Origin of the sequence: Mucilaginibacter jinjuensis (assembly GCF_028596025.1) — a bacterium.
Classification (GTDB): Bacteria; Bacteroidota; Bacteroidia; order Sphingobacteriales; family Sphingobacteriaceae; genus Mucilaginibacter; species Mucilaginibacter jinjuensis.
Map to the genome: position 1 here is coordinate 2931091 of NZ_CP117167.1, position 15209 is coordinate 2946299.

Annotated in this window: 10 protein-coding genes; 6 read left to right on the top strand and 4 right to left on the bottom strand. The window is 40.1% G+C overall.

Annotation, left to right across the window (positions count from 1 at the left end; all coding sequences use genetic code 11):
- Nucleotides 1-114 precede the first annotated feature (114 nt).
- Nucleotides 115-1647 carry a DEAD/DEAH box helicase gene (locus PQO05_RS13215; protein WP_273633389.1) on the top strand — a complete coding sequence of 511 codons (1533 nt, stop codon included), beginning with the start codon at nucleotides 115-117 and terminating at the stop codon, nucleotides 1645-1647.
- A 166-nt stretch (nucleotides 1648-1813) separates the two neighbouring features.
- On the opposite strand, the gene uvrA is transcribed toward PQO05_RS13215, so the two are convergent.
- Nucleotides 1814-4333 (bottom strand): excinuclease ABC subunit UvrA, encoded by a 2520-nt coding sequence (gene uvrA / locus PQO05_RS13220; protein WP_273633390.1) that lies wholly within the window; start codon nucleotides 4331-4333, stop codon nucleotides 1814-1816.
- Between the two features lie 116 nt (nucleotides 4334-4449).
- Nucleotides 4450-4677, bottom strand: coding sequence for a hypothetical protein (locus PQO05_RS13225; protein ID WP_273633391.1), 228 nt, complete (start codon nucleotides 4675-4677; stop codon nucleotides 4450-4452).
- A 210-nt stretch (nucleotides 4678-4887) separates the two neighbouring features.
- On the opposite strand from PQO05_RS13225, the gene PQO05_RS13230 reads away from it, so the two are divergent.
- Entirely contained in the window at nucleotides 4888-5259 is a 372-nt protein-coding gene (locus PQO05_RS13230) for a response regulator (RefSeq protein ID WP_273633392.1), read from the top strand.
- A gap of 18 nt (nucleotides 5260-5277) precedes the next feature.
- Here PQO05_RS13230 and PQO05_RS13235 read toward each other — a convergent pair whose 3' ends face one another.
- On the bottom strand, nucleotides 5278-6531 hold the full coding sequence (locus PQO05_RS13235) for an acyltransferase family protein (protein WP_273633393.1): 1254 nt from the start codon (nucleotides 6529-6531) through the stop codon (nucleotides 5278-5280).
- 444 nt (nucleotides 6532-6975) lie between these two features.
- Between PQO05_RS13235 and PQO05_RS13240 the strand changes: the two genes are divergently transcribed.
- The 3 genes from PQO05_RS13240 to PQO05_RS13250 are packed head-to-tail and all read left to right on the top strand — an operon-like array spanning nucleotide 6976 to nucleotide 11051.
- Nucleotides 6976-7653 (top strand): hypothetical protein, encoded by a 678-nt coding sequence (locus PQO05_RS13240; RefSeq protein ID WP_273633394.1) that lies wholly within the window; start codon nucleotides 6976-6978, stop codon nucleotides 7651-7653.
- A complete protein-coding gene (locus PQO05_RS13245) occupies nucleotides 7650-9344 on the top strand; it encodes a capsule assembly Wzi family protein (protein ID WP_273633395.1) in 1695 nt (564 codons plus the stop codon). The genes PQO05_RS13240 and PQO05_RS13245 overlap by 4 nt, the downstream gene beginning before the upstream one ends.
- Before the next feature lie 6 nt (nucleotides 9345-9350).
- Nucleotides 9351-11051 (top strand): capsule assembly Wzi family protein, encoded by a 1701-nt coding sequence (locus PQO05_RS13250; protein WP_273633396.1) that lies wholly within the window; start codon nucleotides 9351-9353, stop codon nucleotides 11049-11051.
- Between the two features lie 10 nt (nucleotides 11052-11061).
- Here the strand turns inward: PQO05_RS13250 and PQO05_RS13255 are convergent, their stop codons facing one another.
- A complete protein-coding gene (locus tag PQO05_RS13255; RefSeq protein ID WP_273633397.1) occupies nucleotides 11062-12435 on the bottom strand; it encodes a hypothetical protein in 1374 nt (457 codons plus the stop codon).
- A gap of 318 nt (nucleotides 12436-12753) precedes the next feature.
- Between PQO05_RS13255 and PQO05_RS13260 the strand changes: the two genes are divergently transcribed.
- Nucleotides 12754-15207, top strand: a complete 2454-nt coding sequence (locus tag PQO05_RS13260; protein ID WP_273633398.1) for an SLBB domain-containing protein — start codon at nucleotides 12754-12756, stop codon at nucleotides 15205-15207.
- Nucleotides 15208-15209: the final 2 nt, after the last annotated feature.

The window sequence follows — 15209 nt, forward strand, 5'->3', positions numbered from 1 at the left end:
ATAGCTTATAATAACTTTTGCCGTTTCGTTTGTCCTTGTACAATAACAGTAGGTAAGGAAAATTGATTGTATGAATGTAACAAAACCTAAACCTGACTTTGTGGTTGTGCTTAAATGGAAAATGAAACGGGCCAGAGCCTGAATATGGGGCAGAAAGCGCTCTATGGCTACCAGGAAAATGATATTAATCAACTTTTCGATAAGATCGGGCAGTCTCAAACAAATTATCGCTTACTTTATCAGCTGCCAACCGGTGGCGGAAAAACACGTATTTTTTCGGAGATCACCAGCCGTTTTATCAGTAAATATAACCGTAAGGTAATTGTACTTACACACCGTGTTGAACTTTGTAACCAAACTGCCACTACATTAAAGAACTTAGGTGTTAAAAATAAGGTGATTAACAGCGCCCTGAAAACATTGAGCCGCAAAGAGGCTTACAAATGTTTTGTAGCTATGGTAGAAACACTAAAGAACCGGATAAAAGAAGGCTTGGTTAACCCTGATGACATAGGCCTGGTGATAATAGATGAGGCACATCACAATTCATTCCATAAACTTTTGGGGAAATTCAAAAATGCCATCATTATTGGCGTAACGGCTACTCCTTTTAGTTCGGACATTAATTTACCAATGCGTAAAAATTATGATGAACTGATTGTTGGCGAAAGTATCAGTTCTTTAATTGCACAAGGCTTTTTGGCAAAACCGAAAACATGGCGTTATGATGTAGAATTGAACACGTTAAAAACCGGGATACACGGAGACTTTACAGTAAGCACTTCTGATGAATTATATTCTTCACCAGCCATGCTAGACCTTTTGATGCATGCCTATGAAGCTCATGCCAAAAACAAAAAAACGCTGATCTTTAACAATGGAATTTTTACCTCAAAAAACGTTCACAAACTATTTTCAGACGCTGGTTATCCTGTACGTCATTTAGACAATCATACGTCGACTGCCGAACGTGCAGAAATACTCAAATGGTTTAAGAAAACTAAAGGCGCTATCCTGACCTCTGTATCAATCCTGACTACGGGCTTTGACGAGCCAACAATACAATCGGTTATTCTGAACCGGGCAACTACTTCGTTAACCTTATATCATCAAATGATTGGCCGAGGGGGCAGGCGTTTGCCACAAAAGAAAAGCTTCAATATTATTGACCTGGGTAATAATACAGATCGTTTTGGTGAATGGCATATACCGGTTGACTGGCAGCAGGTTTTTGAGCGTCCCGAGGCTTTTTATGAAGCAATGCACAGCAAAACCGAGTTTGAAGCACATCAATTACCATCAGACCTGCGTGGCAAATTTCCTAACAGTTTGCAAATTACATTTGATGTACAGCAGGCTTATCAGCATGCGCTGGATCAACAGATCAAAACAAAAATTGTAATTCGGGATTCGATTCGTCAACATGCGTTGCTGTGCGCAGATAATAGTGATACAATTATGGAAGCACTCGGCCTGGCGGAGGAACTGGATAAAGAAATTAACTGGAGGGTAAAGCAGTATTGTAAATGCATAGGTAAAGTGACCAAAAATTATGCAGAATGGCTACAACAGGACTATAAAACCAAACTAAAACTGCTGATTACAAAGATTATGCAGCGCCGCGCTTACTTACAAAAAGCAGGATAAATCCGATTCTGAAATTATAATTTAATTATTGTTTTAGTATGTCAATTGCGTCGTATCAGGATGTCAGAAAATATATTGTTTTTTGCTCATACTGAACAGTGCTTCGTATTATTCAAATCTCTACAAACAGGTTTAGGAACAATTTTTATGTAATTAGTATGTTGAATTATAGATGTTTGGCAAGATAGGGGGCTGTTCTGCTGTGCTTAGCCTTTGCGATATTCATAGGGATGTCAGCTGCAACGATTTTACCGCCGTCATCACCCGCTCCCGGGCCAATATCTATTACCCAATCACTGGATGCGATAACATGCATGTCATGTTCCACCAAAATAATTGTATTTCCGGCATCAACCAGGCGATTAAGCTGCAACATCAGTCGTTCAACATCCGAAGGATGCAAACCGGTTGTTGGTTCATCTAATACATAGAGTGTTTGCCCGTGCTGAGCCCGCTGTAATTCAGTTGCCAGTTTGATACGCTGTGCTTCGCCACCAGACAGTTCTGTGGCAGGCTGGCCTAATCGCAGGTAACCCAGGCCTACTTCGCGCACCACGTCCAACGCGCGGCTTATCACTGGTTCTTCATCAAAAAAATTAACAGCTTCATCAACGGTAAGGCCTAATACCTCGGCGATGTTTTTGTCTTTGTATTTAACTTCCAGTGTTTTAGGGTTGTACCTTGTACCGCCGCAGGTAGGGCATGGTGTATAAACACTGGGCAAAAACAGTAGCTCAACCATAACCATGCCTTCACCTTCACAGTGTGGGCAGCGGCCTTTAGCTACATTAAAAGAAAATTGTCCGGCATCATATTTTCGTGACTTTGCTAAAGGCGTAGTAGCAAATAACTTACGGACATGATCGAAAAGGCCTGTATAAGTAGCCAGGTTAGAGCGTGGTGTGCGGCCTATTGGTTTCTGATCAACCACTACTAAACGCTTAATTCCCTTCATCCCATCCACAATTTGTCCGCCCAAAGTAGTTACTTCTGTCTTTTCCAATGGATCAGCTCCTGTTTCGTCTGATATATCAATTTGCAAACCTAACTGATCGGCAACAAGTTCCACCAATACCTGGCTAACAAGGGTGCTTTTACCCGATCCCGAAACGCCGGTTACGCTGGTAAGTACACCTAATGGAAACGCCACATTTAAACCGGACAGGTTATTACGTATTACACCCTCGAGCTTTAGCCATTCAGTCGGCTGCCTTGGGTCATTTTTATGCTTGGTAGTGTCATCATAAATGTAGTGCCTGGTCAAAGACGCAGTTACTTCCCGCAGCCCTTCGGGTAAACCGCTGTACAAAATATGGCCACCTTTTTCGCCTGCGGCGGGGCCTACATCTATAATCCAATCAGCGTGGCGTATCACATCAATCTCGTGCTCTACCACAAATATTGAATTTCCTGAAGCTTTCAATTTATCCAGTGCACGCAAAAGCGCCTCGGTATCTGCAGGGTGTAAACCTGCAGAAGGTTCATCAAGCACGTAAACCACGCCAAACAGGTTAGATCGTACCTGTGTGGCTAAACGTAGCCGCTGAAGCTCGCCGGGTGATAGGGTAGGTGTACTGCGCTCAATGGTCAGGTAACCTAAACCCAAATCAAGCACCACTTGCAGCCGGGCCAAAAAATCTTCAGCTATTCTTTTGGCTACCACTACTTTTTCAGGGTGGTTAGTCGCCATCTTTTTTAAAGCCTGCGCTTCACCAGACGCATAAGGAGAAAAAATAATAGCCAGTTTATTGAGGGCCAATCTTGATATATCAGCAATATCGTATCCGGCAAACTTGATAGCCAGCGATTCTTGCCGCAGACGTTTTCCATGGCAAAGGGGGCATTCGCTGCTTATCATATATTGGCTTACCCGCTTTTTCATTAAGGCGCTTTGTGTGTTGGCAAAGGTATGCCTAACGTAACGCCGCGCACCGGTAAAAGTGCCCATATAATCGGGCTGACGTTTATTTTTAATAAATCGTTGAATTTCTTCATGGCTATATCCTGAATAAACAGGAACAACCGGCTGTTCTTCTGTGAACAAGATCCAGTCCCGGTCTTTTTTGGGCAAGTCTTTCCATGGCGTATCAATATCAATACCCATGGTAGTTAATATATCGCGCTGGTTCTGGCCCTGCCAGGCCGACGGCCACGCGGCAATTGCCTTTTCGCGAATTGTAAGCGTATCATCCGGTACCATCGTTTTCTCCGTCACTTCATATACCCGGCCTAAACCGTGGCATTCCGGGCATGCACCTTCCGGTGTGTTTGGCGAAAATGATTCTGCATAAATAATAGCCTGCCCGGCCGGGTATTCACCTGCGCGCGAATACAACATCCTTAGTAAGTTAGAAAGTGTGGTTACGCTGCCTACAGATGAGCGTGTCGAAGCTGCACCACGCTGTTGTTGCAATGCAACGGCTGGTGGCAGTCCTTCAATCTCATCTACCTCTGGTATAGCCATCTGGTTAAATAGGCGCCTTGCGTATGGAGAAACAGATTCAAGGTAACGGCGTTGAGCCTCGGCATATAAAGTTCCGAAAGCAAGAGAAGATTTACCCGACCCCGAAACACCGGTAAAAACTACCAGTGCATCTCTTGGAATTTCCAGGCTCACATTTTTTAAATTATGTTCTCTTGCACCCCGTACACTTACAAATCCTGAAAACTTTTTTTCTAAACCCATGATGCTGCAACAGGGCTTTAAATTGATTGTTTCACTACTTGATATCTTGGTGCCATTACTTTGGATAAGACAAAAGGATTATGCCAATATGTCAACGGTAGCAATGGTTTTAAATGTCAACCCGCTATTTTTCCCAAGTCGTGCAAATCTGTTGTTCGTTTCTTTTTTAGGTGATGGGGTTTCAAATAGTCAGTGGCATGTTCTTTAACTTCATTAGTCGCAGCTTTCAGTGCTGATCGTTTTTTTAGATACAGATAAGTTATAGCTCCTGCTGCAATAGCACCTATTGCCACAAAAGCAATTAACGCACTGTTGTTATCTTCTTTTTTAAATGGGTTTTTCATAGTGTTGATTTGTCTGATTAACAAGTCGTAATGAATTTAGTTCTTGCTCATCGTTAACAGTCTTTTAATTACTACATAAAATAGTTTATTAAGATCAGTATAATTGAAGTGATTAGCGTTACGGCTATTTTTTATCCTGGTATTGAAATTGTATACAATGTTATAGAAGGCTGCCGAAAAAGTAGCCTTTTTATTTATATACAGTTGTTGATGGAAATTTTACAAAAAAAAATATTGATTGTTGATGATAATGAAGACGTTCTACAAATGCTGAAAGACCTATTATTTGATGAGGGGTATTTCGTTGAAGGCTTTTTAGGAACTGACGATATTATCCAACTCGCTAATCAACATAAGCCAGACCTTGTTATCATAGACTATCTGCTTGCAGGTATAAATGGTGGGGAATACTGCCATCAGATTAAAACAGATGCTACAACTTCGCATATTCCTGTGATTATGCTTTCTGCCCATCCAAAGGTTCTAAATTCTTTAGGAAATTATGGTTCGGATAGATTTATCTCTAAACCGTTTTCTATTGATGAAGTTATATTGGCTGTTAAAGAGCTAACTGAAAAATAATGATTGATACACTATTAATTAGACACTAATAATCGGAATGATCTTAGGCTTATTTTTTAAGCCCATAAATGGCCGTTCAAACAGGACATGGAAAATATAAGCTATTGCTATGGCTGAGGTTGTTCCGATAATGATTAGTAAATAACTTTTGGTGGATGTACTTATTTCAATTGGCGCTAAAAAATATTTTGACAGGAGTTGCAAAACAGGTGAATGTATTAAATATAAACTATAAGAGAATGTCCCAATCCAGGCCAAAGGCTTCCATGACAGTGCTTTGATTACCCAATGATTATTTCTATTTAGTTGTATAGTAGTTGATAAGAAAAATAAAGTGAAGCCGAAAAGGATGCCCATTAAAACATCCATCAGGTATTTAATGATCGAATCTGTATTTGGAGATTGAACATTTTTAAGTAGGTTTTTAGCCAAAATAAACAGAACAAGAAAGATAGCAGGTGCCAGTATCTTTTTTCCAAATGAGGCGTTATAATATAATGCCTTGATGTAATTAGTACTATCACTGGCTGAATAAGAAAATTCTGCAGCCAACATGCCTGTGGTAAATAATATGATGTATGGGCTGACACCTGGTGCGGTTAAGTTGATGTCGGTATTCCCGTTACTTAGATAAATTAGGGCTATAGAGCCTGCTAAAGAAATTATAACAGAAGTGAAAAGCGCAATCATTATGCCTTGCTTTTTCCATAGATAAACCAATAGCGGGAAGAATAAATAAATTCTAAATTCTACTGCAACAGACCATAAAACATCATTAATTCGTGGGAAAGATGAGTGATAAAAATCGTGTATCAATAAAATATGCCTGATTATATCAACCCGACTGACTGGAATACAGACATCCCATTGTGTACCACTTTTATCTTTTATAAAAAACCATATTAATAGTAGAGATATTAATACAGCCGAATAGTATGGTGGAATTATCCTGATTATCCTCCGTTTTATAAACTTCAGATATCCTCCCTTTATCAAGTAGTCATTTTTAATCACAGATAGCATGAGGCTAAAGCCGGAAAGGACGATAAATAAATCAACAGCATAATAGCCGTGCTTTAAAAATTGAAATAGGATGGATTGGGTAGGTGTTAGCTGGTATTCAGATAGATCTTTTATTGATGGATAATAATGCAAAACAGCATGATGGATAACCACATAAATTGCCGCCAATGCCCTTAAGCTATCGAGATAAAGTAAATGTTGGTTTGAAGTTTTCGGTACTGTTTGAATTTCCTGGACGGGTACCGGCATATTGTATGTTCTATTGAAGGTACTCATAGAAGTCAGTTATTGCAAAAAGGTTTCGTTTATGCGCAAATAAGTATTGTATAGTTTAAAAGGTATACTGTTTTATTTTGTTACAATAAGTATTTACGAATTGGCATAATTTGTTGGAATAAAGAGTTGATTCTCTAAACAAGATCCATTATTCGGTGTTATAATATACAAATCTGATTTTTGCTTAAAACCGGCTAACGTAAGATTCTACATTGTTAGTTCGGTATTTCCCTACAATGGTTTAGTTATAAAATTGTTAACTACTATCATTGACATATCCCACTGCACTGCTGAATCAAACATTTAATTAACTGGTAATAGCCGTACTTGCACGTGCTGCTAATTATTATGCATATATCAGCGACATTAATTCAATGAGTTTAATAATCTGTGACGATTAATTTTTGTTATTATTCTATGAAACATATTTCCATACATTTTAAATATTACTGTTTTACCTTGCTCTTCTCTGTCATGACATTCTTGGGTGCGTGTACAAAGACACAGGTAAAAAGTGAAACTGTTGTTTATAGTAACGATTTCGAGTCGGGCGATGTTAAAAATATTGCCAATGGGGCAATCACTGTTTTTAATGGTACGCATGTGCTCGGCCGTTACAATTCAAATGGTTTTGCTTTAACGGTTGCCAATCTCCCCAAACATGATCTTGTAGAAGTGACCTTCGATTTATATATCCATGATACCTGGGATGGAAATAATATTGACAATGGTTATTCCGGGCCTGATCTGTGGAGTTTTTTAGTTGATGGTAGTAGCTATATCCATACCTCATTTTCAAATGCCGATTGCCCTGCCGGGGTTTTCTGTACTCCACAGGCCTATCCTAATAATTACCCCAACAACAACAATAACCCCAAAGCGGGGGCATACAACACAAACCTTCCGGGGGCATGTTATTGGGCAAGCAAGCCCAATGGTACTACTGAATATAAAATAAGTAAACAAATTAATCACACCGATAATACACTTTTAATGCAGTGTATTGGCGATTTGGTACAAAAAAACGTTGCCGACCCCATGTGCGATGAAAGCTGGTCTGTTGATAATATTGTTATAAAAGCTATCGCATTATGATGTTGAGAAGATGTGCACTGTTATTTGTAGTGCTTACCCTGATAAAGCTGACAGTTAATGCCCAAACGATACCTGTAGGTTCACCTGCCTTAGATGATTATTACCGTCGTTTACAATTACTCGGGCAAACTGATTCTTCGGCCTCGTTTACAAGCCGTCCGTTTTTCCCTGATACTAAAAACAAGAATGTATTTTATCCCGATTCTACAGAAAAGGGTTATAATAAACGAGATGCCTCAACCTCATGGAGAAATAAAGATGGTTTTAATGGCTATTTACTGCCATTAGGAATCCAAACACAAATAAACAGCGATCATCCATACGGATGGAATGATGGCGCGATGATACCGGCTAAAGGGTTTCAAACATTAATCAGTGCCGGCGTATATGCGCAATATGGTATTTTAACCATCCAGTTCCGGCCCGAGTTTGTATATGCCGCTAACAGCTATTTCGAAGATTTTTATAATAAAGCCAATGCCACTATTGGCGCCCGCTATTACGACGTATACAACAATGTAGATTTACCGGCCAGATTCGGCACCGGTAGTTATACCAAAGCATACTGGGGCCAAAGTAGTATCAGGTTAAACTATAAATCATTTTCGTTCGGTTTATCTACCGAAAATTTATGGTGGGGCCCAGGCATTCGCAATTCTTTATTAATGAGTAACGATGCACCGGGGTTTAAGCACTTCACTTTAAATACAACTAAACCCGTTAAAACAGCTATTGGCTGTTTTGAAGGCCAGTTTATTATTGGGCGTTTAGAAAATTCGGGTTACGAACCTTTAACACCCGGCCTTTCTTATTTTAATAATCCTTTATATGTACCCAAACCTACAGACTGGCGCTATATAACAGGTTTTACTGTGTCATGGCAACCCAAATGGGTTCCGGGTTTATTTTTAGGGATGACGCGTAGTGCCCAAACTTACAGCAAAGACCTGGGAAGTTTAGGAAGTTACCTACCTTTCTTTGCTCCATTTAAACCGGTAAGTGCCTATGAGCCAATAAACCAGCGCGACACCAGAAGTTCGTGGTTTACACGGTGGGTATGGCCTGAAGAACATGCCGAAGTTTATTTTGAATACGGGATAGATAATAACACCAATACCGTACGTAACAGTTTATTGCAACCTAATGATGGCAGAGCCTACATATTTGGCCTTAGGAAACTTATGCCATTAAGCGGCGACAAAGGTGCTGGTATTTTAGTGAGTATAGAGGCTACACAATTGGGAGAAACTAACCCCGCTAAGACGTTGGGTCTTACCGAATGGTATGTTAATCCGTATATCAGGCAAGGATATACCAACTTAGGTCAATCACTGGGGGCCGGTATAGGGCCGGGCGCCAACTCACAAACATTAGATGTGAGCTGGGTGAAGGGTTTAAAGCGATTGGGTTTGCAGCTTGAACGTTATTTGCATAACGATGATTTTTACTACTATACTTTTGACGACACAGGGGACTGGAGACGGCATTGGGTTGACCTGAGCGCTGCATTAAACGGCGAATGGAATTACAACAATTTCATATTCAATGCCAAGTTAATGGGTGTATACTCATTAGATTATCAGTGGTATATCGATCCGGCAACAGAATCAGCACCAGGCGGGCCATATTATGTGCCAGGCCAAACCAAATTTAATTTACAAGTACAGGCAGGTTTAACTTATAGATTTTAATAGAACATGAAGAAGCTTTTTTTAGCAATAAGTATAGCCGCCTTATTTCTATCGTCAGAAAAAACGATAGCGCAAACTATACCTGTCGGTACGCCCGTACTGGAAGATTATTATCGGAGATTACAACTTACCGGTGGGGTTGATTCAACAGTGTCATTTACTTTGCGGCCGTTATACCCAGCAAAGTCTACTCATATACATGATGTATATGATCCGGATAGTACATTAAAAAAGGATAGCTGGACAAGTATAGGCCCGATTTCGTTTGCTAAAGGGTATGGATCATTCCAAATATTGCCTTTAACAATACAACAACAATACAACTCCGATCATCCCTATGGGTGGAATGACGGTTTAATGATACCTGCCAAAGGATATCAAACAATGATTAGCGGTGGTTTTTTTGTTAAGATAGGTCCATTAAGCATTCAGTTCAGGCCCGAATATGTATATGCACAGAATTCGGATTTCGCCGGATACGCTTCAGGGCATAATGATGCTGATTTAGCGAATTATTATGGCTATCATAACTTAATAGATCAGCCTGAGAAATTTGGTAACGGCACTTATACCAAGGCGTCATTGGGGCAAAGTAGTATCCGTCTAACCTTTGGGCCAATATCGGCAGGGCTATCTAATGAAAATTTATGGTGGGGGCCAGGCATTCAGAATGCTTTGGTTTTATCTAATAATGCTGCAGGGTTCAAACATATAACTTTAAACACGGTACGCCCAATACACACTTTTATTGGTTCTTTTGAAGGCCAGATCATTGCTGGGCGGTTAGAAAACACTAATATGCCGGCTCTTTCAGTCACCACTACTTCAGATGGTACGGATCTGTATGTCCCCAAAAGAACAGATTGGCGCTACTATACCGGTTATAACTTAAGTTACCAGCCACGCTGGGTGCCTGGATTGTTTCTGGGCTGGATCAGGACATTTGATGCCTATCATAACGACGTGCACGGGTTTAGTAATTATTTTCCATTCTTAACACCTTTTCAAAAGGCTGATGCCAATAACGGTGCCGGCGACTCTTTTGATCGTGACCAGCAGACCTCATTTTACGCGCGTTGGCTTTTTACCAAAGCAAAGGCTGAAATCTACTTTGAATATGGCATTGGCGATAACTCGTATAATTATAAAGACTTCCTTGGCTCGCCCGAACATTCCAGGGCTTACATATTTGGGTTAAGAAAGTTATTCCCGTTGGCAGCTCATAAAGATCAGGGAATTTTATTCGGTGTTGAGATCGATCAGTTATCGCAGACTGTTGATTATATCATCCGCGATTCTGGTGGTTGGTATATACACTCGCAGGTAAGGCAGGGGCAAACTAATGATGGCCAGATATTAGGGGCAGGCACAGGTTCTGGTGGCAATTTACAAACGATAGATATAAGTTGGGTAAATGGCCTTAAAAAGTTCGGTGTACTGTTTCAACGATACGAGCATGATGCCGATTTTGCCCGATATGGTTTTATTCCGATTAATGGAAATGACCGCAACTGGGTAGATTTTGCTGTAGGTTTACAAGGCGACTGGAGTTACAAGAACTTATTGTTTAACGCCAAATTGCAAGGCATCAAGTCACTGAATTATGAATGGATATTGAAAGATTACGATCCGAACGGTGCTTATTACATTCCACATAATGATGTGTTTAACATGCATGCAGAATTAGGGGTGAGCTATAGGTTTTAATTAATGTAGGCTATCTATTAACTGGTTTGTTACTATGGAAAGTACCATTACCAGAATCAAGATATTCGAAGATTTCGGTCCGCTTATATTTTTTATCATCTGTTGATACGTTGCCATTAATAATCGAGACGGATAACAAAAATAGCCCCTGTCGCTGATTTATAGCTCCTTTAAGAAGTAAACTTCTGTCGGCAATCAAGTTTGAAATAGTGATAGACGAACAGTTTGGCGAGACAACCATCGACCATGCCAGGCGGTCCCTGCTATCACGAATAGTTAGTGCCGCGAAATTTACTTCATTGCAATTATTGAGAATTACAGCGGCATTGGCTATATTATTTGCAGAACCCACACCGTGAACTTTAAAACCGGTTACATTGCTAAATTTTAATCCATTAAGCTCAACCTTACCTTGCGCATCCAGGTTAGCTATATTCCAATAGTCATTGGTTAGATCGGTACCTGTGGATACAAATTCAATATCACCAGGTCCGGAAAATACGTTGCTTAGTTTACCAAATTGACAAGATTCTATGGATAAATTCATTGGCGACTGTTCAAATACGCAATTGGCAATCATGGGCGTGTATAAACCTTTCATCCTTAAATTATATTGCGTACTACCGTTGCCTACACTATTTACAATACAAACATTACCATCCGAACCTGCATTATTAATACCTTCGATGGTATATGCTTTGTCGCAGGCAAAGGCGTGGCAACCGTCTATATAGCTGTCTTTGCATCTATAAGCTCTTATGCCTTCTACACAACCCCAGAAATAACAATTATCAAACCGGCACATCCCGGCATATTCGAAAAAAACAGCGGTAGCCAACTGGTAAAATACGCAATTACTTAGTGTTACAAAGTTGCCAAAACTATTATGAACGCCGTTTGGGCGGCTTTGGTTATCTGTATAAAACCAAACGTTATTGATATTGAATTTTGTGTTTTGCTGTGGGCGTGGGTCTGTTAAAATGTTAAAGGCATAATAACCCCTATCACCATTTTTAACCGCTAAGAAGATAGATGCACCATTGCCGTTAAGTTGTATTCCCCGTCGCTCCAGTTGTCCTTGTCCGCGGTAGTCAATATCTATCTGGCCGCTAATTTTGTATTTCCTGCCACTGGATAAATCGATAGACGACAAGTCATGATCGCGTGCATAAGTAAATGCGGCCCGAAAAGCTTGGGTGTCATCGGCAATACCATCACCAATAGCTCCAAAACTTTCAACATGTAATTGACCTATAATAGCTACTGATGGCTGGACTGTATTAACACCGGCCGACCAATTTTGAAAGTCAATATCTTGAGCTGCAATGGGGAAAACAATGAAGCAACTAAGTATTACAAGAGCGCAGAAAGTTTTGTGAAGCATATTAATGAAGTGTATAGCCGCAACCCGATATCTCTTTAAATTGTTTCAGTTTTGAGAAAGATAGATCCGGCAATTTGATTTCTGAATGAAGTATTATATTATAACTTAAAGTTATAATATAAATGTAGCTAAATGTTGGTAATTAGTGAGATGATAATTAAAATGGCGCTTTTGATTTAATAATTAGTATATTTAATATAATTATAGATTAAATAAATGTATTTTTGAATTAAATTTTCGATTGGGTAAACCTTATCAAGTCTACCTTGTTAAAGATGCATCCATAACTAACGGATATAGCGTTATTTAACATACTTCATGAAATACTTTTTACGATCACTACTCCCGATTTTATTCATTTCGGTTTTATTATTCTCGGGCGATGTTTCAGGACAGAGTATTTCCCAAAGCCTTTCTACAGTAAATGTTGAGCAGCTTTCTGATGCCCAAATCAATAAGATCATAGCTGATGCCAATAATACAGGGCAGGATGTTACTACATACCTTCAATCTAAAGGGGTGACAGGAACCCAACTGCAAAAGTTTCAGAGTCGCCTTAAAGTAGCATCCGACGCTAAATTTGGAACCGGCCAGGATAGCACTACCGGCGAGGGTACGCGCAAGCTTAATTATCAAAAAGATACCAGCACGGCAGCGGGTACAATTTCAAGATCGGGGATCAGAATATTTGGTGCTGATCTATTTAATGGAAAAAATGTAAGCTTCGAACCAAATCTAAGATTAGCTACACCGGTTAATTACATTTTAGGGCCTGATGACCAGATAGTAATTAACGTTTATGGACAATCATTAGTTGACTGGCATTTGGTAGTTTCGCCCGATGGAAACATTAACATACCCGGAGTAGGCATTGTAAGTGTTTCCGGCCTGACTATACAGCAGGCTACGGCTGTTATTAAAAGACGCCTGGCTGCAAAAAATTACCTGATTGGCAAAGGCACTAACGTTAATGTTAGCTTAGGCAATATCCGCAGTATTAAAGTGATTGTAGTAGGTGAGGTAACCCGCCCCGGTACTTATACTTTGCCATCTCTGGCAACTGCATTTAATGCCTTATATGAATCTGGAGGGCCAAATGAAAACGGATCTTTCAGACAAATAGAGATCATCAGGGATAACAGGGTAATTAAGCGACTGGATATTTATGACTTCTTATTAAAAGCAGATCAGAAAGATAATATTTCATTGCGCGATCAGGATATTATACGTGTACCCACCTACAGGATACGTGTGCAGATGGCTGGCCAGGTTAAAAGACCTGCCATATTTGAAGTACTGCCGGGAGAAACATTGCAGGATGTAATCAACTTCGCAGGCGGATTTACTGATCTTGCCTATACCAGCAAAATTAAAGTTCTGCAAATTGATAATCAGGAACGTAAGATTTCGGACATTATAGAAAATGATTATAAAAATTATATCCCGTTAAGGGGTGATCGCTACACTGTTGATGCTATTTTGGAACGTTACCAAAACAGGGTAACGATAAGTGGCGCTGTTTTTCGCCCTGGCGATTACGAATTAAGTAGAGGGTTAACGCTTACACAATTAATAGCTAACGCAGCCGGTTTAAAAGAAGATGCTTACCTCACAAGGGGGTATATAAACCGTCTACGGTCAGACAATACTACCGAATCAATAGCATTTGATTTGAACGCTATACACGCTAAAACGGCGGCTGATATAACTTTAAGCAGGGAAGATAGTGTAACCATTCCTTCTTTATTTGACCTGCGCGATCGCTATCTTGTAAGCATTAAAGGTGAGGTACGTAAGCCAGGCGATTTTTCGTATGGTGAAAATTTAACAGTTGAAAGCCTGATTGAAAAGGCGGGAGGCTTTACTCAAGGAGCCAGTGCAAAACGTGTTCAGGTAGCACGTCGCATTACCACCGGCGACCCCATGAACCTCAACTCACCAGTTTCGCAGGTATTTACGATAGATGTTACAGATCCGTTAAGCCTTTCTACAGCCAACTTTGTGCTTAAACCTTTTGATATTGTTTCTGTGTTTTCACTTCCCGGCTTCGAGAGATTAAGGGTAGTAAAGGTAGAAGGCGAAGTTTTATATCCAGGTTCGTATACCATTACTAAAAAGGATGAAAAGATTTCAGACATTATTGCAAGAGCGGGGGGGCTTATTGCATCTTCCGATGCATCTGGCGGAACCTTGAAAAGAACGAATGCGGCGATACTTGGTGTTGATAAATTTAAGGTCGATACGATAGCATTGGAAAAAGAGCGGGTGCAACGTTTAAGATCGCTCCAGCAAAATGTTAATGGCACATCGATTATTAGCGATGATCAGTTAAGGAATGACTATGTAGGTATTGATTTAGAAAAGATCATCAGTAACCCCGGGTCAAAAACAGATTTGCTGGTTGAAGATGGCGATTTAATTAGGGTGCCTAAACAACAGCAGGTAGTACGTGTAAACGGTGAGGTACTATATCCAAGTGTGGTTGTTTTCAGTTCATCCAAATCATTTAAAGATTATGTTATTAATGCCGGTGGCTTTTCATCATCGGCTTTAAAACGCGGGGCTTATGTGGTGTACCCTAACGGCACGGTAAAAGGATCACGCAAATTCTTAATATTTACTACCCGCCCTGATGTGAAACCCGGAAGTGAGATTTTTGTGCCCAAGGCACTTGATAAGCCCAAAATTTCACTTGCCGAAATCTTAGGCATTGGAGGAACATTAGCTTCTATAGCTGCCATAATAATAGGATTTGCAAATTTAGCTAAATAACC

What these genes read in the sequence shown, in the direction of transcription:
- PQO05_RS13230 (WP_273633392.1), top strand. Translation starts at nt 4,888, where the DNA reads ATGGAAATTTTACAAAAAAAAATATTGATTGTTGATGATAATGAAGAC.
- PQO05_RS13255 (WP_273633397.1), bottom strand. Translation starts at nt 12,435, where the DNA reads ATGCTTCACAAAACTTTCTGCGCTCTTGTAATACTTAGTTGCTTCATT.
- PQO05_RS13245 (WP_273633395.1), top strand. Translation starts at nt 7,650, where the DNA reads ATGATGTTGAGAAGATGTGCACTGTTATTTGTAGTGCTTACCCTGATA.
- PQO05_RS13225 (WP_273633391.1), bottom strand. Translation starts at nt 4,677, where the DNA reads ATGAAAAACCCATTTAAAAAAGAAGATAACAACAGTGCGTTAATTGCT.
- PQO05_RS13250 (WP_273633396.1), top strand. Translation starts at nt 9,351, where the DNA reads ATGAAGAAGCTTTTTTTAGCAATAAGTATAGCCGCCTTATTTCTATCG.
- PQO05_RS13240 (WP_273633394.1), top strand. Translation starts at nt 6,976, where the DNA reads ATGAAACATATTTCCATACATTTTAAATATTACTGTTTTACCTTGCTC.
- uvrA (WP_273633390.1), bottom strand. Translation starts at nt 4,333, where the DNA reads ATGGGTTTAGAAAAAAAGTTTTCAGGATTTGTAAGTGTACGGGGTGCA.
- PQO05_RS13260 (WP_273633398.1), top strand. Translation starts at nt 12,754, where the DNA reads ATGAAATACTTTTTACGATCACTACTCCCGATTTTATTCATTTCGGTT.
- PQO05_RS13235 (WP_273633393.1), bottom strand. Translation starts at nt 6,531, where the DNA reads ATGCCGGTACCCGTCCAGGAAATTCAAACAGTACCGAAAACTTCAAAC.
- PQO05_RS13215 (WP_273633389.1), top strand. Translation starts at nt 115, where the DNA reads ATGGAAAATGAAACGGGCCAGAGCCTGAATATGGGGCAGAAAGCGCTC.